Source organism: Frigidibacter sp. MR17.24, from assembly GCF_037095655.1.
Classification (GTDB): domain Bacteria; phylum Pseudomonadota; class Alphaproteobacteria; order Rhodobacterales; family Rhodobacteraceae; genus Frigidibacter.
The window spans coordinates 1,197,043-1,215,070 of record NZ_JBAWKE010000001.1 but is presented as its reverse complement, the minus strand read 5'-3'; the positions used below and the strand labels follow the sequence as shown (position 1 = coordinate 1,215,070).

Below are 18,028 nucleotides of genomic sequence, written 5' to 3'. Positions count from 1 at the left end.
AAAGCCCGATGTTCGACCGCATCCTGATCGCCAACCGCGGCGAGATCGCCTGCCGGGTCATCGCCACCTGCCGCAAGATGGGCATCGAGACGGTGGCGGTGCATTCCGACGCCGACGCGGGCGCGCGCCATGTCGCGATGGCCGACCGCGCGGTGCGCATCGGCCCGGCGGCGGTGGCCGACAGCTACCTGCGGGGCGATCGCATCATCGCCGCCGCGCTCGGGACCGGGGCGCAGGCGATCCACCCCGGCTACGGCTTCCTGTCCGAGAACCCCGACTTCGTCGAGGCGGTCGCGGCCGCGGGGCTGGCCTTCATCGGGCCGCCCGCCGCGGCGATCCGCGCGATGGGGCTGAAGGATGCCGCCAAGGCGCTGATGGAGCGGGCCGGCGTGCCGGTGGTGCCGGGCTATCACGGCCCGGATCAGGACCCCGCGCATCTCGCGGCCGAGGCCGCGCGCATCGGCTACCCGGTGCTGATCAAGGCCCGCGCCGGCGGCGGCGGCAAGGGGATGCGGCTGGTCGAGGACCCCGGCGCCTTCGCGGAAAGCCTCGCCTCGGCGCAGCGCGAGGGGCAGGCGAGCTTCGGCGATCCCGCGGTGCTGGTCGAGCGCTACGTCACCGCCCCGCGCCATGTCGAGATCCAGGTCTTCGCCGACGGCCACGGCCACGTCATCCACCTGTTCGAACGCGACTGCTCGCTGCAGCGCCGCCACCAGAAGGTGATCGAGGAGGCGCCGGCGCCCGGCATGACGCCCGCGGTCCGCGCCGCCATGGGCCGCGCCGCGACCGAGGCCGCGCGCGCCATCGGCTATGTCGGCGCGGGCACGGTCGAATTCATCGCCGACGGCGCGCGCGGCCTGCGCGAGGACGGGTTCTGGTTCATGGAGATGAACACCCGCCTGCAGGTCGAACACCCGGTGACCGAGGCGATCACCGGGCTCGACCTCGTCGAGCTGCAGATCCGCGTCGCGGCCGGCGCGCCGCTGCCGGTCACCCAGGACAGCCTCGCGATCGACGGCCATGCCGTCGAGGCGCGGCTCTATGCCGAGGATGCAGCCAGGGGCTTCCTGCCCGCCACCGGCCGGCTCTCGACCCTGGCCTTCCCGCCGGGCGCGGCCTTCGCGCGCGGCCCGCTGCGCATCGACGCGGGCGTGGCCGAGGGCGACGAGATCACCCCCTGGTACGACCCGATGATCGCCAAGGTCATCGCCCATGGCCCCGACCGCGCCACCGCGCTCGCGCGGCTGCATCGGGCGCTGTCGGCGACCCGGGTCGCGGGCTCCGTCACCAACCTCGGCTTCCTGGCCGCGCTGACCCGGCACGAGGGCTTTCGCGCCGGCGCCGTCGACACCGGCCTGATCGCGCGCGACATCGACGCCCTGGCCGCCGCGCCGCCGCCACCGCCCGAGGCGCGGCTCGCCGCGGCGCTGGTGCTGTCGGGCCTGGCCACGCCGCCCGACGCCGCCGATCCCTGGTCCGCCGCCCGCGGCTACCGCCACTGGGGCCCGGCCGCGGTCAGCGTCGCGCTGCGCCGCGGGGCCGAGGACGAGACGATGGTCCTGCAGCTCGACGGCGCCCGCGTCGTCTTCGGGGGCGCAAGCTACGCGGTCGCCGCCGGCCCCGACCGCATCAGCCTGACCCGCGACGGGCTGACCCGCCACCTGGCCATCGCCGCCTCTCCTCGACTTTGTCCAAATATCCCCGCCGGAGGCGTCGCGCCCCCGCCACGGGCGGTGACGGTGTTCGAGGGCGGGCAGGCCTGGCACTGGCAGCGCCCCGACCCGCTCGCGCGCGCCGCCGCCGCCGGGGCGGGCGGCAACGAGATCCGCGCGCCGATGCCCGGGCTCGTCACGCGGCTGCTGGCCGGGGCGGGCCAGCAGGTCGCGGCCGGAGAGGCGCTCATGGTGCTCGAGGCGATGAAGATGGAGCACATGCTGCGCGCCCCGCGCGACGGCCGCATCGCCCGGCTGGGCGTGGCCGAGGGCCAGCAGGTGGCCGACGGCGACCTGCTCGCGGTGCTGGAGGATGCTGGGGATGCGGGGGATGCCGGGGATGCGGGGGGCGCGGATGGCTGAACATGTCACCATCGTCGAGGTCGGGCCACGCGACGGGCTGCAGGCCGAGCCCGCGATCGTCGCCACCGCCGACAAGATCGCGCTCGTCGACCTGCTGTCGGCGACCGGCCTCACCCGCATCGAGGCCGCAAGCTTCGTCAACCCGGCGCGGGTGCCGCAGATGGCCGACGGCGCGGCGGTGATGGCCGGGATCGCGCGCCGGCCCGGCATCCGCTACGCGGCGCTCGCGCCCAATCTGCGCGGGCTCGAAGCCGCCGAGGCCGCCGGCGCCGACGAGATCGCGATCTTCGCCTCGGCCTCGGAATCCTTCAGCCGCGCCAACATCAACTGCTCGGTCGCGGAAAGCCTCGCGCGCTTCGCCCCGGTGCTGGCCGCGGCCCGCCGCCCGGTGCGGGCCTATGTCTCGTGCATCACCGACTGCCCGTTCGAGGGGCGGGTGGCGCCGGGCGCGGTGCTGGCGCTGGCGCGGCGGCTGCACGAGATGGGCTGCCACGAGATCTGCCTTGCCGACACGATCGGCCGGGCCGAACCCGCGACGCTGGCGCAGGTGCTCGACCTCGTGACGGCAGAGCTGCCGCCGGCGCGGCTGGCGGGGCATTTCCACGACACCGGGGGCCGGGCGCTCGACAACATCTCGACGGCGCTGGGCTACGGGCTGCGGATCTTCGATTCCGCGGTCGGCGGGCTTGGCGGCTGTCCCTTCGCGCCGGGGGCAAGCGGCAATGTCGCGACCGGCGCCGTGGTCGCGCATCTCGCGGCGCTGGGCTTCGAGACCGGCATCGCCGAAGCGCCGCTCGCCCGCGCGGCCGAGCTGGCGCTGCGCCTCACCGGGCGCCGGCCGGATGGCGCCGCGAACCAATCGCCGGACGCCTGAACCAATTCGCGTGATTCTCGCCGGCCCGCCCTCATGCGGCGGGTGGTATGATGACGTGATGGCCAGTCATGATCATATCGCGTGCACTCACCGGAATTAATGCACAATAAGTGTGCAAATGGTCACGATCTGGGGTCCGGCAGGGCGGTGCGCCGATATCGGTTCTCGACAGGGGCTTCGATCCAATTCGAATTGGTTCGCATCTGGTCCGCTTCCGGTCCGCATGAAGGCTTCGAAGTCCCTGCCCATGGCACGTTCCGACACCACATCCTCGAAGGCGCTCGACCTCGTGCGTGCGCATATCGCCGCGCTGGGTCTGGGCGGCGGCACCCGGCTGATGCCCGAGCGCCAGCTGGCGGACGAGCTGGGCCTGACCCGCCGCGCCCTGCGCCGCGCGCTCGAGGTGCTCGAGGCCGAGGGCGCGCTGTGGCGGCGGCAGGGGTCGGGAACCTTCGTCGGCCAGCCCGACATGCCGGCCCCGGCACCGAAGGCGATGGTGGCGGCGACCAATTTCCTCGAGATCATGGAGGTGCGGCTGCGGATCGAGCCGCAGCTGGCGCAGCTTGCGGCGCTGCGGGCGCGGCCCGAGGACATCGACCGGCTGCAGCTGCTGTGCGCGCGCATCACCAGCGCCGAGACCGACGACGCCGATGCACGCGAACTGTGGGACGGCGCCTTCCACCGCCAGATCGCGCTCAGCGCCGGCAACGCGCTGTTCCTGTCGATCTTCGACATCCTCAACCGCGTGCGGCAGGACCCGAGCTGGCAGGCGATCCGGGCCCGCGCCCGCACCGGCCAGCCCGACCCGATGGCGACGCGCCGGCACCATGCCGAGATCGTCGCCGCCATCGCCGCCCGCGACCCGCACCGCGCGGGCGAGGGGATGCGCGAACACCTGCTCTACCTGCAGGAGGTGCTGATCCGGCAGACCTCGCTGGACGGGGCCGCCCCCGGCGGCACGGCGCACGAGGCGGCAGGGCCGGAGGGCGCGCTGCTGGCGGCGCTGCCGCTGGCCGGGCTGGTCCCCGACGCCCAGCACGATCCACGACCGCGATCGGGGGCGATCCCCGGCGCAGACGACGACGAGACCGAAGAAAGACAACAGGGAATGCAAACCACATGAAACAGCTGCTCACCTCCGTCGCCACCGTGGCGGCCCTTGCCGCGGCGATGCCCGCCATGGCGAACGAGCTGCGCATCGGCCTGCAGGACGATGCCGACGTGCTGGACCCGGACCAGTCGCGCACCTTCGTCGGGCGCATCGTCTACACGGGCCTGTGCGACAAGCTCGTCGACCTCGACAAGGACGTGAACATCGTCCCGCAACTCGCGACGGACTGGTCCTATTCCGACGACGGCATGAAGCTGGTGATGAACCTGCGCGAGGGTGTCACCTTCCATGACGGCACCCCCTTCGACGCCGAGGCGGTGGTCTACAACATCACCCGGTCGATGACCCTGCCCGAAAGCCGCCGCAAGTCCGAGCTTTCGTCGGTCGACACGGTCGAGGCCACCGGCCCGATGCAGGTCACCTTCACCCTCAAGGCCGCCGACGCCTCGCTGCTGGCGCAGCTGTCGGACCGCGCCGGCATGATGATCTCGCCCGCCGCCGCCGAGGCCGCCGGCAAGGACTTCGGCGCGAACCCGGTCTGCTCGGGCCCGTTCAAGTTCGTCGAGCGCATCGCGCAGGACCGGATCGTGCTGGAGAAGTTCCCCGCGTACTGGAACGCCGAGAACATCCATCTCGACCGCGTCACCTACCTGCCGATCCCCGACACCACCGTGCGCCTCGCGAACCTGCGCTCGGGCCAGCTCGACATGGTCGAGCGGCTGGCGGCGACGGACGTGGCCTCGGTCAAGGACGATGCCGAGCTGCAGATGCAGGACGTGACCGGCCTGGGCTACATGGCGCTTTACGTCAACGTCGGCAACGGCGAGCGGGCGAAGAACCCGCTGGGCGAGGACAAGCGCATCCGCCAGGCCTTCTCGAAGGCGATCGACCGCGAGGCGCTGAACCAGGTCGTGTTCGAGGGCACCGCCAAGGCCGGCAACCAGCCCTGGGCGCCGACCAGCCCGTGGTACGACAAGGACGTGCCGCTGGAGCCGCGCGATCTCGAGGGCGCGAAGGCGCTGCTGAAGGAAGCCGGGGTCGAGCGCGTCGCGATCGAGCTGCAGCACGCCAACAACCCGGTCGTGACCCAGATGATGCAGGTCATCCAGGCGATGGTCGCCGAGGCAGGCTTCGACGTCAGCCTGCGCGCGACCGAGTTCGCGACCCTGCTGGCCGAGCAGACCGCCGGCAACTACCAGCTGTCGCGCTCGGACTGGTCGGGCCGGGCCGACCCGGACGGCAACATCCACCAGTTCGTCACCTGCGAGGGCGGCATCAACGATGCCAAGTACTGCAACCCCGAGGTCGACACGCTGCTGAACGATGCCCGCACCACCACGGACGTCGCAAAGCGCAAGGAATACTACGACGCCGCGACCAAGATCCTGTCCGAGGACCTGCCGGTGATCTACCTCGGCCACCAGACCTACATCTTCGCCTACGACAAGGGCGTCGACGGGTTCGAGGCCTTCCCGGACGGGATGATCCGCCTGACCGGCGTCACCGACGCCGACTGATCGGCCCCACCTGACGGGTCCCGCCCGACGGGTCCCGGCTGACGGGTCCCACCCGACCGGCGCCGATCGACCGGCGCCGGCTGACCGGCGGTTCAACCGGCTCCCGGCGATCCCTCTCCCCGCCGGGACCCCTCTTGCCGCCAGCCCCGCGCCGCCGGACCCTCTCGGGGCGGCGCGGGGCCGCCGATCTCCGACCAAAGGATCCTGCCCATGCTGGCCTTCATCGTCAGGCGTCTGCTCGTGGCGCTGCCCACGCTGCTGATCGTCTCGATCCTGGTGTTCCTGCTGCAGAAGCTTCTGCCCGGCGACCCGGTGCTGGCGCTTGCGGGCGAAGAGCGCGACCCCGCGACCATCGCCTTCCTGCGCGAGCAGTACCACCTGAACGACCCCTGGGTGATGCAGTACTGGTACTGGATCTCGGGCATCGTGCAGGGCGATTTCGGCGCGTCGCTGCGCACCAACCAGCCGGTCGCGCAGCTGATCGCGCAGAAGCTGCCGGTGACGATCCAGCTGGCGATCATGTCGATGATCTTCGCGCTGGCGATCGGCATTCCCGCCGGCATCCTCGCCGCGGTCCGCAAGAACACCTGGATCGACTGGCTGGCCAACATCGTCGCGCTCTCGGGCCTGTCGATCCCGAACTTCTGGCTGGGGATCATGCTGATCCTCTTCGTCTCGGTGCGGCTGGGCTGGCTGCCGGCCTCGGGCTACGAGCCGTTCTTCAGCGATCCCGCCCGGTCGATCCAGACGATGCTGATGCCCTCGTTCGTGCTGGGCACCGGGCTTGCCGCGACGCTGATGCGCCACACCCGCTCGGCCATGCTGGGGGTGCTGTCGCAGGACTACATCCGCACCGCCCGGGCCAAGGGCCTGTCCCCGCGCGAGGTGGTGATGAGCCATTCGTTCCGCAACGCGCTGCTGCCGGTGATCACGCTGACGGCGCTGCTGTTCGGCGAACTGCTGGCCGGCGCCGTGCTGACCGAGCAGATCTTCACCATCCCCGGCTTCGGCAAGCTGATCGTCGATAGCGTCTTCAACCGCGACTATGCCGTGGTGCAGGGCGTGGTGCTGTGCACCGCCGTGGGCTTCCTGGCGATGAACCTGATCGCCGACGTCCTCTACATGCTGATGAACCCCCGCCTGAGGAGCACGCTGTGACCGCCGCGCTCACCACCCCCGCCGCCCCGCGGCAGAAATCCCGCGCCTGGGCCAAGCTCAAGCGCTCGCGCGCGGCGCTCGTCGGGCTGATCATCGTCGCCTTCTTCGTCATCGTCGCGGCGCTCGCCCCGGTGCTGCCGATCGACGATCCGCTGCAGACCAGCTGGACCGCGATCCGCAAGGCGCCCTCGGCCGAGCATCTGATGGGCACCGACGACATCGGCCGCGACGTGCTGTCGCGCATGATCTGGGGCGCGCAGGCCTCGCTGATGGCCGGCGTGATCTCGGTGATCATCGCCGTCGTGCTGGGCCTGCCGATCGGGCTGATCGCCGGCTATTTCGGCGGCTGGGTCGACATGGTGATCTCGCGCTTCACCGACGCGCTGCTGGCGATGCCGTTCCTGATCCTTGCCATCGCACTCGCGGCCTTCCTCGGCCCGTCGCTGACCAACGCGATGATCGCCATCGGGATCTCGGCGATGCCGGTCTTCATCCGGCTGACCCGCGGCCAGGTGCTGGCGGTGAAGACCGAGGACTATGTCGAGGGCGCCCGCTCGATCGGCCTTGGCCACCTCGACATCATGACCCGCTACATCCTGCCCAACATCATCCCCCCGATCATCGTGCAGGCGACGCTGACCGTCGCCACCGCGATCATCGCCGAGGCCTCGCTGTCGTTCCTGGGCCTTGGCCAGCAGGCGCCGGCGCCCTCGTGGGGGTCGATGCTGAACGTGGCGAAGAACTTCCTCGGCCAGGCGCCGTGGATGGCGATGTACCCCGGGGCCGCGATCTTCCTCGTCGTGATCGGCTTCAACATCCTCGGCGACGGCCTGCGCGACGCGCTCGACCCGCGCGAGTCCTGAACTTCTGGAAAGACCTGACAAGATGACCGATTTCACCACCCGCCCCGAACTCATCGGCTCGTTCGGCGTCGTGACCTCGACCCACTGGATCGCCTCGGCGGTCGGCATGTCGATCCTCGAGAAGGGCGGCAACGCCTTCGACGCCGCCGTTGCCACCGGCTTCGCGCTGCAGGTCGTCGAGCCGCATCTGAACGGCGCCGGCGGCGACCTGCCGGCGCTGGTCTATTCCGCCGCGACGGGCAAGCTTGAGGTGATCTGCGCGCAGGGCCCGGCGCCGAAGGGCGCGACCATCGCGCATTACAAGGCGGAAGGGATCGACCTGATCCCCGGCGACGGCCTTCTGGCCACCGTGATCCCGGGCGCCTTCGACGGCTGGATGCTGATGCTGCGCGACTATGGCAGCCTGTCCGTGCGCGAGGTGCTGGAGCCGGCGATCTACTATCTGGAGCAGGGCCACCCGATGCTGCCGCGCGTGGCCGCGACCATCGACGGGCTGTCGGACTTCTTCCGCACCGAATGGCCGACCAGCGCCCAGACCTGGCTGCCGGGCGATCAGTCCCCCAAGGCGTGGTCGAATTTCAAGAACCCGGTGCTGGCCCAGACCTGGCGGCGCATCATCGCCGAGGCCGAGGCGGCGCCGAACCGCGAGGCCGGCGTTCAGGCCGCGCGCGACGCCTTCTACCGCGGCTTCGTCGCCGAGGAGATGCAGCGCTACCTTGACACCGCCGAGGTGATGGATGCCTCCGGCGCGCGTCACAAGGCGGTGCTGACGGCCGACGACATGGCCGGCTATTCGGCCACGATCGAGACGCCGACCTATGGCACCTACCACGACTGGACCGTCGCCAAGACCGGCCCTTGGGGGCAGGGGCCGGTGCTCTTGCAATCGCTCGCGATCCTCGAGGGGATGGGGATCGGCGACATGGACCCCTGCGGCCCGGACTTCGTCCATTCGGTGATCGAGGCGATGAAGCTCGCCTTCGCCGACCGCGAGGCCTATTACGGCGATCCCGACTTCGCCGCCGTGCCGATGGATGTGCTGTTGTCCAAGGACTATGCGGCCAAGCGCCGGGCGCTGATCGGCAACGCGGCGTCCATGGTGCTGAACCCCGGCGAGATCGCGGGCTTCGAGGCGCAGCGGCAGCTCGCGCTCGACGTGATCGGCGGGCTGGGGCAGGGCGCGGTCTACGAGCCGACGATGGCCCACCTGTCGGAAAAGCGCGGCGACACCGTGCATATCGACGTGATCGACCGCTGGGGCAACATGGTCTCGACCACGCCCTCGGGCGGCTGGCTGCAATCCTCGCCGATCCTGCCGGGGCTCGGCTTCTGCCTGAACTCGCGCGCGCAGATGTTCTGGCTGAAGGAGGGGCTGCCGACCTCGCTCGCGCCGGGCAAGCGCCCGCGCACCACGCTGACGCCCTCGATCGCGCTGAAGGACGGCAAGCCGGTGCTGGCCTTCGGCACGCCCGGCGGCGACCAGCAGGACCAGTGGCAGCTGTCGTTCTTCCTGCGCCACGTCCACCACGAGCCGAACCTGCAGGCGGCGATCGACATGCCGCTGTTCCATTCGACGCATTTCCCGGCCTCGTTCTATCCGCGCACCTCGAACCCCGGCGGCATGCTGATCGAGGGCCGGATCGGCGAGGCGGCGATCGCCGAGCTGCGCGCCCGCGGCCACGGCGTCGACGTCTCGAGCGACTGGACCATCGGCCGTCTCACCGCCGCATCCCGCAGCGCGGAGGGGGTGCTGCGCGCCGCCGCCACGCCGCGGATGATGCAGGCCTATGCCGTGGGGCGCTGAGATGGCGGAACCGATCCTCAAGGTCGACGGCCTCACCACCGCCTTCCGCACCGATGAGGGCTGGCGCGAGGTCGTGCGCGACATCTCGTTCGAGATCGCGGCGGGCGAGACGCTGGCCATCGTCGGCGAAAGCGGATCGGGCAAGTCCGTCACCTCGATGACGGTGCTCGGGCTGCTCGAGGCGAAGGCGTCGCGCGTCACCGGTTCGGCGCGGCTGATGGGGCGCGAGCTGATCGGGCTTTCGGACCGCGAGATGCGCGAGATCCGCGGCAACGAGATGGCGATCATCTTCCAGGAGCCGATGACCTCGCTGAACCCGGTCTTCACCGTCGGCCGCCAGATCGGCGAGGTGCTGACCCGCCACCGCGGCATGACCGGCCCGGAGGCGCGCGCCGAGGTGCTGGCGCTGATGGAGCGCGTGCGCATCCCCGATGCCGCGCGCCGCATCGACCAGTACCCGCACGAATTCTCGGGCGGGATGCGCCAGCGGGTGATGATCGCGATGGCGCTGGCGTCGAAGCCGAAGCTTCTGATCGCGGACGAGCCGACGACGGCGCTCGACGTGACGATCCAGGGCCAGATCCTCGACCTGATCAAGGAGCTGCAGGCCGAGACCGGGATGGCGGTGCTGTTCATCACCCACGACATGGGCGTGGTGGCCGAGATCGCCGACCGTACGCTGGTGATGTACCGCGGCGACATGGTCGAGCAGGGGCCGACGGCGCAGATCTTCGCGGCCGGTGAAAAGCCCTATACCCGCGCGCTGCTGGCGGCGGTGCCGAAGCTTGGCGGCATGGAAGGCAGCCAGCTTCCGCTGCGCTTCCCGGCGGTCGAGCCCGAGACAGGCGCCATCACCCCGCTCGCGGCGCTGCCCGACACGGTGGTGCGCGGCGGCGGCCCGGTGCTGAAGGTGCGCAACCTCACCACCCGGTTCAAGGTCGGCTCGGACATGCTCGGCCGGCCGACGGGCGCGGTGCACGCGGTCGAGAACGTGTCCTTCGACCTGTGGCAGGGCGAGACGCTCAGCCTCGTGGGCGAATCGGGCTGCGGCAAGTCGACCACCGGGCGGTCGATCCTGCGGCTGGTCGAGCCGATGGCGGGCGAGATCGAGCTGGACGGCTTCGACGTGCCGCGGCTGGGCACGGCCGAGCTGCGCCGGATGCGGCGGTCGGGGCAGATGATCTTCCAGGACCCGTTCTCGTCGCTGAACCCGCGGATGACGATCGGCGGCGCCATCGCCGAGCCGCTGGAAAAGCACGGGATCGCGCGCGGGGCGGCGGCCCGGGCGCGGGTGGCGGAGCTTCTGGGGCAGGTGGGGCTCGCGCCCGAGATGGCCGGGCGCTATCCGCACGAATTCTCGGGCGGGCAGCGGCAGCGGGTGGCGATCGCGCGGGTGCTCGCGCTCGAGCCGAAGGTGATCGTGGCGGATGAAAGCGTCTCGGCGCTGGACGTGTCGGTCAAGGCGCAGGTCTGCAACCTGCTGATGGACCTGCAGGAACGGCTGGGGATCGCGTATCTGTTCATCAGCCACGACATGGCGGTGGTGGAACGCGTCAGCCACCGGGTGGCGGTGATGTACTTGGGCGAGATCGTCGAGATCGGGCCGCGGGCGCAGATCTTCGGCAATCCGCAGCATCCCTACACCCGCCAGCTGATCTCGGCGGTGCCGGTGCCCGACCCCTCGCGGCGCGGGCTGCGGCGCAATGCCGAGGTGAGCGAGCTGAAAAGCCCGGTGCGTCCCCGGGGCTTCGTGCCGCCGGCGCGGGCGTTCCGCGAAGTGGGGCCGGGGCACCTGGTGATGGACGGGGCGGCCTGAAACAGGGTCGGGGGGCCAGCGTGGCCCCCCGCGCCCCCCCGGCCCGGGCGCCCCGGCCGGGCGGATGCGCCAGAGCGCGGGGGGGCGCGGGGGGGCTCGCGAGCCCCCCCGACCTGCCTTACCGATTGAGCCGGTCGAGCCTTGCGCGCACCGACAGCCCGTGCGCCTCGAGGCTTTCGGACACCGCCAGCCGCTCCGCCGCCGGCCCGATCGCCGCCAGCGCCGCCGGCGTCATCTTCGCCAGCGTCGTGCGCTTGACGAAATCCATCACCGACAGCCCCGACGAGAACCGCGCCGAGCGCGCCGTCGGCAGCACGTGGTTCGGGCCGCCGACATAGTCGCCGATCGCCTCGGGGGTCCAGTGCCCGAGGAAGATCGCGCCGGCATGGGTGATCGCCTCGGCCAGGCCGTCCGGGTCGGCCACGCACAGCTCGAGATGCTCGGGCGCGACCCGGTTCGACAGCGCCGCCGCCTCGGCCAGGTCGCGCGTCACGATCACCGCACCGAAATCGCGCCAGCTCGCCCCGGCGATCGCGCGCCGCTCGAGCGTCCGCAGCCGCGCCTCGACGGCGGCCGCCACGGCCCGCGCGAATTCCGCGTCCGGCGTCACCAGGATCGACTGCGCGCTCTCGTCATGCTCGGCCTGGCTCAGCAGGTCGAGCGCGATCCAGTCGGGGTCGTTGTCGCCATCGGCGATCACCAGGATCTCCGAGGGGCCGGCGATCATGTCGATGCCGACCTTGCCGAAGACCCGGCGCTTGGCGGCGGCGACGAAGGCATTGCCGGGCCCGGTGATCTTGTCGACGCCCGCGATGGTCGCGGTGCCGTAGGCCAGCGCCGCGATCGCCTGCGCGCCGCCGATGCGATAGACGGTGTCCACCCCGGCAAGCCGCGCCGCCAGCAGCACCAGCGGGTTCACCGCGCCCCCCGGCGTCGGGCAGGCGATCACCAGCCGCCCGACCCCCGCGACCTTGGCCGGGATCGCGTTCATCAGCACCGAGGACGGATAGCTCGCAAGCCCCCCCGGCACGTAGAGCCCCGCCGCCGAGACCGGCGTCCACCGCCAGCCCAGCTCGGCCCCGCTCGCATCGGTCCAGCGCGCGTCCTGCGGCATCTGGCGTTCGTGATAGGCCCGGATCCGCGCGGCGGCGAGGTCCAGCGCCGCCCGGTCCTCGGGCGCGACCTTCGCGCATTCCGCCTCGATCTCCTCGGGGGTGAAGGCCAGCGTCGCGGGCGTCAGCGACAGCCGGTCGAAGCGCTCGGTCAGCTCGATCACCGCCGCGTCGCCGCGCACGCGCACGTCGGCGATGATCTCGGCGACGGTCGCGTCGACATCGGGCGCATCCTCGCGCTTCATCGCCAGAAGGGCGGTGAAGGCGGCCTCGAAGCCCGCGTCGGTGGTATCCAGAAACTGCGGCATCGGCGGCCCCCTGCGATCGGTCCCGCCGGGATTAGCCCAGCCGTCGCGGCGCCTCAACCGTCGAAAGCGCCCCCGTCGCACCCCCGCCGCCCATTCCCGGCCGCCTCTCGCCCGGCCATCTCAGGCCCGCCAGCTCTGGCCATCGACTTTGCGCAAATATCCCGGGGTCCGGGGCAGCGCCCCGGCGGCCGGGCCCGGCTCCACGCTCGGGGGGGGCCTCACTCGGGGTGGTGCGGCACCTTGCCCGAGGGCGCGGCATAGGGCCGGGTGACGTCGCGCAGGCTCGCGTCGAGGCATTCCACCGTCGCCGCGATCGCGCCGTCGCCGGCGAAGGTCAGGATCACCCGGCCGGTGCCGTCCTCGCCCGGCTCCCAGCCCAGCCCGAGCAGCGACAGCACCGTGTCGGCATCGCCCCGGGCGATGCCCTGGCCCGCGACCTTCAGCACGTCGCCCAGCACCAGCAGCGAGCGCACGCGCTCGGGCTCGCGCGCCTCGCGCTCGGCCGCGGCCCGGTCTTCCCAGCGGAAGCGGTTGAGCAGCAGCACCAGCCGGCGCGCCGGCCGGTCCCAGCGGATGTCGGCCGCGCTCAGCACCGCGTCCTGGCACAGCGCCGAGATCACCTGCAGGTCCTCGAACGAGATCGCGCCCAGGTGAAGCGCCTGCTCGGCGCCGTCCTCGAACCGTGCATCCCCGGTCATCGTCATCCTTTCGGGCGCGTCCGCGCCGCCTGTCGCTGTGCTGCCGGTTCCGGCCATGAACCGCCGCTTGCCCGGCCGCCCCGGCTCCGGCTGTCCTCGCGCCAAAGATGCGCCGCGGGACGGGGGCGTCAAGCGCCGCCGCCGCCGGCCGTGCCCGGCGGGTTCGGGCGACGGTGCCGGACGCAGGTCCCCGTCACGCCGTCACGGCCGCCCCGCGGGGTTGGCGCCGGCCAGGGGCGCTGGCCGGTCACTCGGCGCGGATGCGCTCGATCGTTGCACCGCAGGCGCCCAGCTTCTCCTCGACCCGCTCATAGCCGCGGTCGAGGTGATAGACCCGGCTCACCACCGTCTCGCCCTCGGCCGCGAGCGCGGCGAGGATCAGGCTGACGGAGGCGCGCAGGTCGGTCGCCATCACCGGCGCCCCCTTCAGCCGGTCGACCCCGTGCACGGTCGCGGTGCCGCCATGCACCTCGATCCGGGCCCCCATCCGGGTCAGCTCGGGCGCGTGCATGAAGCGGTTCTCGAAGATCGTCTCGTGCAGGACCGAGGTGCCCTCGGCCGTGCACAGAAGCGCCATGATCTGCGCCTGCAGGTCGGTGGGGAAGCCGGGGAAGGGCTCGGTCGTGACATCCACCGCGCGCACGCGGCCGTTCTTGCGGCTGACCTTCAGCCCGGCCGGGGTCTCCTCGACCGAGACGCCGGCGGCGTCGAGCTTCTCGGCGAAGCTCGCCACCAGCTCCATCCGGCCGCCGAGGCATTCGACGGTGCCGCCGGTGAAGGCGGGGGCGAGCATGTAGGTGCCAAGCTCGATCCGGTCGACGACCACGGGATGGGTCGCACCGCCCAGCCGCTCGACCCCCTCGACGGTGATGGTGCTGGTGCCCTCGCCCTCAATCCGCGCGCCCATGCGGCGCAGGCACTGCGCGAGGTCGACGATCTCGGGCTCGCGCGCGGCGTTCTTCAGCACCGTGGTGCCGCGGGCCAGCGTCGCGGCCATCAGCGCGTTCTCGGTCGCGCCGACCGAGACCAGCGGGAACTCGACCACCGCGCCCTTCAACCCGCCCGCGGGCGCCTTCGCCCGGACATAGCCTTCCGACAGGTCGATCTCGGCCCCCATCGCCTCGAGCGCCTTGAGATGCAGGTCGACCGGCCGCGCGCCGATCGCGCAGCCGCCGGGCAGCGAGACTTCGGCCCGGCCGAACCGCGCCAGCAACGGCCCCAGCACGAGGATCGAGGCGCGCATCTTGCGCACGATGTCGTAGTCGGCATGGACCGAGGTCAGGTCATGCGACGACAGCGCCAGCACCTTGCCGCCCTGAAGCGCCGCCACCTCGGCCCCGAGCGAGCCGAGAAGCGTGCTCATGGTGCGGATGTCCGACAGCCGCGGCGCGTTGGTCAGCGTCAGCGGCTCGTCCGTCAGGATCGTCGCCGGCATCAGCGTGAGGCAGGCGTTCTTGGCGCCCGCGATCGGGATCTGGCCGTTCAGTTCGGCCCCGCCCACGACACGTATCGAATCCATCTGCCCGATGCCTTTCCGCCGGCGCCTGTCAGCCGGTCTCGTTGTGTTCCTCGCCGTCGTCCGCCGCCGCGCCATCGCCGGTCTCGCCGTCGTCCCCGGCCCCTGCGTCCCCGGCCCTTGCCTCTCCGGCCCCAGCATCCCAAGCCTCCGCGTCGCGGGCCTTCGCCTGGGCCTTGCGGCGGGAGATGTTGACCTTGAGCGCGGCCTTGAGCCGGGCCTCCTGCTCGGCCCGGGCCAGCTTCGCGGCCTCTCGCCGGGCCAGTCTGCGCGCGGTTGCGTCCATGCCGGCCTTCCTAGCGCGGGGCGCGGGCGCCGTCCAGAAGCCTGGGCCCGTCCGGCCTCGTCCGGCCCCATCCGCGCGGCGCGCCCGCGCGGCGTGGCTGCGGCGTGCGACGGGGCCGGGCAGGGGGGCTTCGGGGTCCTGCCCAGGGTGCCTTCGGGGCAACCGGGCCGAAGTTGAAAAAGGGCCGAGATTGCGCTTGCGCCCTCCGGCGAATGCGTCTAAATCCGCGCCACACCGCCCGGGCGGCCTTGAACAAGGGTCGGCGGCAGGCGGAACGGCGCTGTGGTAGCTCAGTGGTAGAGCACTCCCTTGGTAAGGGAGAGGTCGAGAGTTCAATCCTCTCTCACAGCACCATCAACATCCTGACATCGTTGATGATCCTGTCCGGCGCGCGCCGCGGCCGCGATTTTCGCGGAACGCATCGCGCCGTTGCGGCTTTTGCCCCCGGAGGCGCGATGCTGGAGGGCTTGCTCATCACATTGCGGGGCTGGATCGCCTCGGGACGGGCCACGCTCGACGCGGTGCTCGCGCCGGTGCAGCTGTGGCAGGTCATCGTGCTGGCCGGGGTCGCGCTCATGGCCTGGTCGGCGGGGCGGGCGCTGTCGGAGCGGATGACCGGCTGGATCCGCGCGCGCGAGGGCTGGGGCCGCGGCCGCCTGCGCAGCCTCGTGGTGCTGCGCGACCGGCTCGGGCTTGCCTGTTTCGCGCTCCTGTGCTGGCTTGCCGTCGCGCTGGCGCGCGTTCTTGGCGCCGCGCCGGCCGAGCGGGTGCTGCTCGAGGGCGCGGCCTCGATCGGGACCGCGCTTCTGGCCGTCGGCCTCGCGGCGCGGCTGATCGCCAACCACTCGCTGCGCGCCATCGTGCGCTGGGGGGCCTGGATCTGGGCGGTGCTGTGGCTGACCGGCCTGCTGGACGAGGCGGTGGCCGTGCTCGACCGCGCGGCGGTCGACGCGGGCGGCACGCGGATCTCGGTCTACGGGCTGCTGAAGCTGGTGGTCGTGACCGCGGCGCTGATGGCGCTGGCAAGCTTCCTTGCCCGCGTGCTGTCCGACCGGGTCCGGGCGCGGGCCGACATCTCGCCCTCGCTGCAGGTGCTGACGGTGAAGGGGCTGCAGGTCGGGCTCTTCGCCACCGCGCTCTTCGTCGGGCTGCGGGCGGTGGGCGTCGATCTCACCGGGCTTGCGGTGCTGTCGGGCGCGATCGGCGTCGGCATCGGCTTCGGGCTGCAGAAGGTGGTGTCGAACCTCGTGTCGGGGGTGATCATCCTGCTCGACAAGTCGATCAAGCCCGGCGACGTCATCACCATCGGCGAGACCTTCGGCTGGATCACCGAGCTTGGGGCGCGCTACGTCTCGATCTCGACCCGCGACGGCAAGGACTATCTGATCCCGAACGAGGACCTGATCACCGGGCAGGTCGTCAACTGGTCGCATACCGACGCGCTGGTGCGGCTCGACATCACCTTCGGCTGTTCCTATGGCGACGATCCGCACCGGGTGCGCGCCGTGGCGGTCGAGGCCTGCGTCGCCGTCGCCCGCGTCAGCACCACGACCCGGCCGGTGTGCCATGTCACCGGCTTCGGCGACAGCTCGGTCGACTACATCCTGCGCTTCTGGATCGAGGACCCGACCCAAGGCCTGACCAATGTCCGCGGCGCGGTGTTCCTTGCGCTGTGGGACGCGTTCCGGGCCGAGGGCATCACCATCCCCTTCCCGCAGCGCGAGGTGCGGCTGTTGGGGCGGGGCGACGGCGCCACGCCGTCTTGATCTTGCGCCCATCGCCTGCAAAGGCTTGGTCATGCAAGGGCTTGGACCAGCGGGGGCTTGGGCCTTTCGGGGGGGCTCGGGCGGCGATCGGGGGGGCGGCGATGGGCGAGCACGGGGGCGAGCTGGGGGACGAGGACTGGACGCTGCGGTTTCACGGCCTGTCGCGGCTGCCCGAGCCGCTGCGGCTGCGGCTGCGCAGCCTCGTGCGGATCGCCGAGCTGCCGGCGGGCACGCGGATCTTCGGGCCCGGGCAGGCGCCGACGGCGCTCTTGCTGCTGCTTCAGGGCGCGGTCCGGGTCAGCCAGGTCTCGGACCAGGGGCGCGAGATCCTGCTCTACCGCGTGCAGGCGGGCGAAAGCTGCGTGCTGACCACGGCCTGCCTGCTGGCCTACGAGGACTATACCGCCGAGGGCGTGGCCGAGACCGACATCCGCGCCGCGCTCTTGCCGCGCGAGGCGTTCGAGGAGCTGATCGCCACCTCGCCCGAGTTCCGCCGCTTCGTCTTCGCGGCCTATGCCCGCCGGATCACCGACCTGTTCACGGTGATCGAGGAGGTCGCGTTCCGGCGCATGGACATCCGGCTTGCCGCCCACCTTCTGGCCCGCGCCGACGAGGGTCCCGAGATCCGCGCCACCCATCAGGCGCTGGCGGCGGAACTGGGCACGGCGCGCGAGGTGGTGTCGCGCACGCTGCAGGATTTCGCACGCCGCGGCTGGATCGCGCAGGGCCGCGGCAGCCTGACCGTGACCGACGCCGCAGGCCTGCGCGGGCTGGCCGAAAGCTGACCGCCTGGCCGCCGTCCTGTCGGGCGCGCGCATCCCCGCCCGTTCTCTGAAGTTGCCACTCCCGACGGGGCGGAAGATGACCCGCTGCCGGCGCGGGGGCCGCCGCCGGCCGTCCCCGCGCGGCCGTCCCCAGTAAGTGGTTCGCTGGCCAGAGCGCCCCCGCCCTCCCGCCGCGCCATGGAATCGGCGCGCGGCTGCGGATCGGCGGCCCGGTCCCGCGAGGAAGCTGCACGGCGGTGCCGGGCGCGGTCGGGCCTCCCCGCGACGTCGCAACGGGGCGAGGCACGCCGCCCGCCGATGCCCCGCGGCCGCAGCGCGGAGGGGAGCATCGGCGACGGA

Annotated in this window: 14 protein-coding genes and 1 tRNA gene; 11 read left to right on the top strand and 4 right to left on the bottom strand. The window is 71.9% G+C overall.

What is annotated here, in order from left to right; all coding sequences use genetic code 11:
- The first annotated feature begins 8 nt into the window (after positions 1–8).
- The 8 genes from V8J39_RS05725 to V8J39_RS05690 all read left to right on the top strand — a co-directional run bounded on the left by V8J39_RS05725 (position 9) and on the right by V8J39_RS05690 (position 11,218).
- Positions 9–2,075 (top strand): acetyl/propionyl/methylcrotonyl-CoA carboxylase subunit alpha, encoded by a 2,067-nt coding sequence (locus V8J39_RS05725; RefSeq protein ID WP_336459878.1) that lies wholly within the window; start codon positions 9–11, stop codon positions 2,073–2,075.
- On the top strand, positions 2,068–2,949 hold the full coding sequence (locus tag V8J39_RS05720; RefSeq protein ID WP_336459877.1) for a hydroxymethylglutaryl-CoA lyase: 882 nt from the start codon (positions 2,068–2,070) through the stop codon (positions 2,947–2,949). The genes V8J39_RS05725 and V8J39_RS05720 overlap by 8 nt, the downstream gene beginning before the upstream one ends.
- A gap of 247 nt (positions 2,950–3,196) precedes the next feature.
- Positions 3,197–4,072, top strand: a complete 876-nt coding sequence (locus V8J39_RS05715) for a FadR/GntR family transcriptional regulator (protein ID WP_336459876.1) — start codon at positions 3,197–3,199, stop codon at positions 4,070–4,072.
- Positions 4,069–5,577: an ABC transporter substrate-binding protein gene (locus tag V8J39_RS05710; RefSeq protein ID WP_336459875.1), complete on the top strand. Its 1,509-nt coding sequence runs from the start codon at positions 4,069–4,071 to the stop codon at positions 5,575–5,577. Before V8J39_RS05715 ends, V8J39_RS05710 begins: the two co-directional genes overlap by 4 nt.
- 210 nt (positions 5,578–5,787) lie before the next feature.
- Complete coding sequence (locus tag V8J39_RS05705; RefSeq protein WP_336459874.1) at positions 5,788–6,735, top strand: ABC transporter permease; 948 nt, start codon at positions 5,788–5,790, stop codon at positions 6,733–6,735.
- Positions 6,732–7,598 (top strand): ABC transporter permease, encoded by an 867-nt coding sequence (locus V8J39_RS05700; RefSeq protein WP_336459873.1) that lies wholly within the window; start codon positions 6,732–6,734, stop codon positions 7,596–7,598. The genes V8J39_RS05705 and V8J39_RS05700 overlap by 4 nt, the downstream gene beginning before the upstream one ends.
- A gap of 22 nt (positions 7,599–7,620) precedes the next feature.
- Positions 7,621–9,402, top strand: a complete 1,782-nt coding sequence (locus V8J39_RS05695; protein WP_336459872.1) for a gamma-glutamyltransferase family protein — start codon at positions 7,621–7,623, stop codon at positions 9,400–9,402.
- A gap of 1 nt (position 9,403) precedes the next feature.
- Positions 9,404–11,218, top strand: a complete 1,815-nt coding sequence (locus V8J39_RS05690) for an ABC transporter ATP-binding protein (RefSeq protein WP_336459871.1) — start codon at positions 9,404–9,406, stop codon at positions 11,216–11,218.
- A gap of 118 nt (positions 11,219–11,336) precedes the next feature.
- On the opposite strand, the gene hisD is transcribed toward V8J39_RS05690, so the two are convergent.
- From hisD to V8J39_RS05670, 4 genes are all read right to left on the bottom strand, one after another.
- A complete protein-coding gene (hisD, locus tag V8J39_RS05685; RefSeq protein ID WP_336459870.1) occupies positions 11,337–12,638 on the bottom strand; it encodes a histidinol dehydrogenase in 1,302 nt (433 codons plus the stop codon).
- Between the two features lie 218 nt (positions 12,639–12,856).
- Positions 12,857–13,336, bottom strand: a complete 480-nt coding sequence (locus tag V8J39_RS05680) for a DUF2948 family protein (RefSeq protein WP_336459869.1) — start codon at positions 13,334–13,336, stop codon at positions 12,857–12,859.
- A gap of 247 nt (positions 13,337–13,583) precedes the next feature.
- Complete coding sequence (gene murA / locus V8J39_RS05675) at positions 13,584–14,855, bottom strand: UDP-N-acetylglucosamine 1-carboxyvinyltransferase (RefSeq protein ID WP_336459868.1); 1,272 nt, start codon at positions 14,853–14,855, stop codon at positions 13,584–13,586.
- Positions 14,856–14,883: 28 nt separating this feature from the next.
- On the bottom strand, positions 14,884–15,138 hold the full coding sequence (locus tag V8J39_RS05670; protein WP_336460222.1) for a hypothetical protein: 255 nt from the start codon (positions 15,136–15,138) through the stop codon (positions 14,884–14,886).
- A 279-nt stretch (positions 15,139–15,417) separates the two neighbouring features.
- Here V8J39_RS05670 and V8J39_RS05665 point away from each other — a divergent pair.
- The 3 genes from V8J39_RS05665 to V8J39_RS05655 all read left to right on the top strand — a co-directional run bounded on the left by V8J39_RS05665 (position 15,418) and on the right by V8J39_RS05655 (position 17,689).
- Positions 15,418–15,492, top strand: a tRNA-Thr gene (locus tag V8J39_RS05665).
- A 101-nt stretch (positions 15,493–15,593) separates the two neighbouring features.
- A complete protein-coding gene (locus V8J39_RS05660) occupies positions 15,594–16,904 on the top strand; it encodes a mechanosensitive ion channel family protein (protein ID WP_336459867.1) in 1,311 nt (436 codons plus the stop codon).
- 101 nt (positions 16,905–17,005) lie between these two features.
- Entirely contained in the window at positions 17,006–17,689 is a 684-nt protein-coding gene (locus V8J39_RS05655) for a Crp/Fnr family transcriptional regulator (RefSeq protein ID WP_336459866.1), read from the top strand.
- Positions 17,690–18,028: the final 339 nt, after the last annotated feature.

Excerpts from the sequence above, each read along its gene's own strand:
- V8J39_RS05660 (WP_336459867.1), top strand. The coding sequence starts at position 15,594 with ATGCTGGAGGGCTTGCTCATCACATTGCGGGGCTGGATCGCCTCGGGA.
- V8J39_RS05715 (WP_336459876.1), top strand. The coding sequence starts at position 3,197 with ATGGCACGTTCCGACACCACATCCTCGAAGGCGCTCGACCTCGTGCGT.
- V8J39_RS05725 (WP_336459878.1), top strand. The coding sequence starts at position 9 with ATGTTCGACCGCATCCTGATCGCCAACCGCGGCGAGATCGCCTGCCGG.
- V8J39_RS05655 (WP_336459866.1), top strand. The coding sequence starts at position 17,006 with ATGGGCGAGCACGGGGGCGAGCTGGGGGACGAGGACTGGACGCTGCGG.
- V8J39_RS05705 (WP_336459874.1), top strand. The coding sequence starts at position 5,788 with ATGCTGGCCTTCATCGTCAGGCGTCTGCTCGTGGCGCTGCCCACGCTG.
- V8J39_RS05695 (WP_336459872.1), top strand. The coding sequence starts at position 7,621 with ATGACCGATTTCACCACCCGCCCCGAACTCATCGGCTCGTTCGGCGTC.
- V8J39_RS05720 (WP_336459877.1), top strand. The coding sequence starts at position 2,068 with ATGGCTGAACATGTCACCATCGTCGAGGTCGGGCCACGCGACGGGCTG.
- V8J39_RS05690 (WP_336459871.1), top strand. The coding sequence starts at position 9,404 with ATGGCGGAACCGATCCTCAAGGTCGACGGCCTCACCACCGCCTTCCGC.
- V8J39_RS05710 (WP_336459875.1), top strand. The coding sequence starts at position 4,069 with ATGAAACAGCTGCTCACCTCCGTCGCCACCGTGGCGGCCCTTGCCGCG.
- hisD (WP_336459870.1), bottom strand. The coding sequence starts at position 12,638 with ATGCCGCAGTTTCTGGATACCACCGACGCGGGCTTCGAGGCCGCCTTC.
- V8J39_RS05670 (WP_336460222.1), bottom strand. The coding sequence starts at position 15,138 with ATGGACGCAACCGCGCGCAGACTGGCCCGGCGAGAGGCCGCGAAGCTG.
- murA (WP_336459868.1), bottom strand. The coding sequence starts at position 14,855 with ATGGATTCGATACGTGTCGTGGGCGGGGCCGAACTGAACGGCCAGATC.
- V8J39_RS05680 (WP_336459869.1), bottom strand. The coding sequence starts at position 13,336 with ATGACCGGGGATGCACGGTTCGAGGACGGCGCCGAGCAGGCGCTTCAC.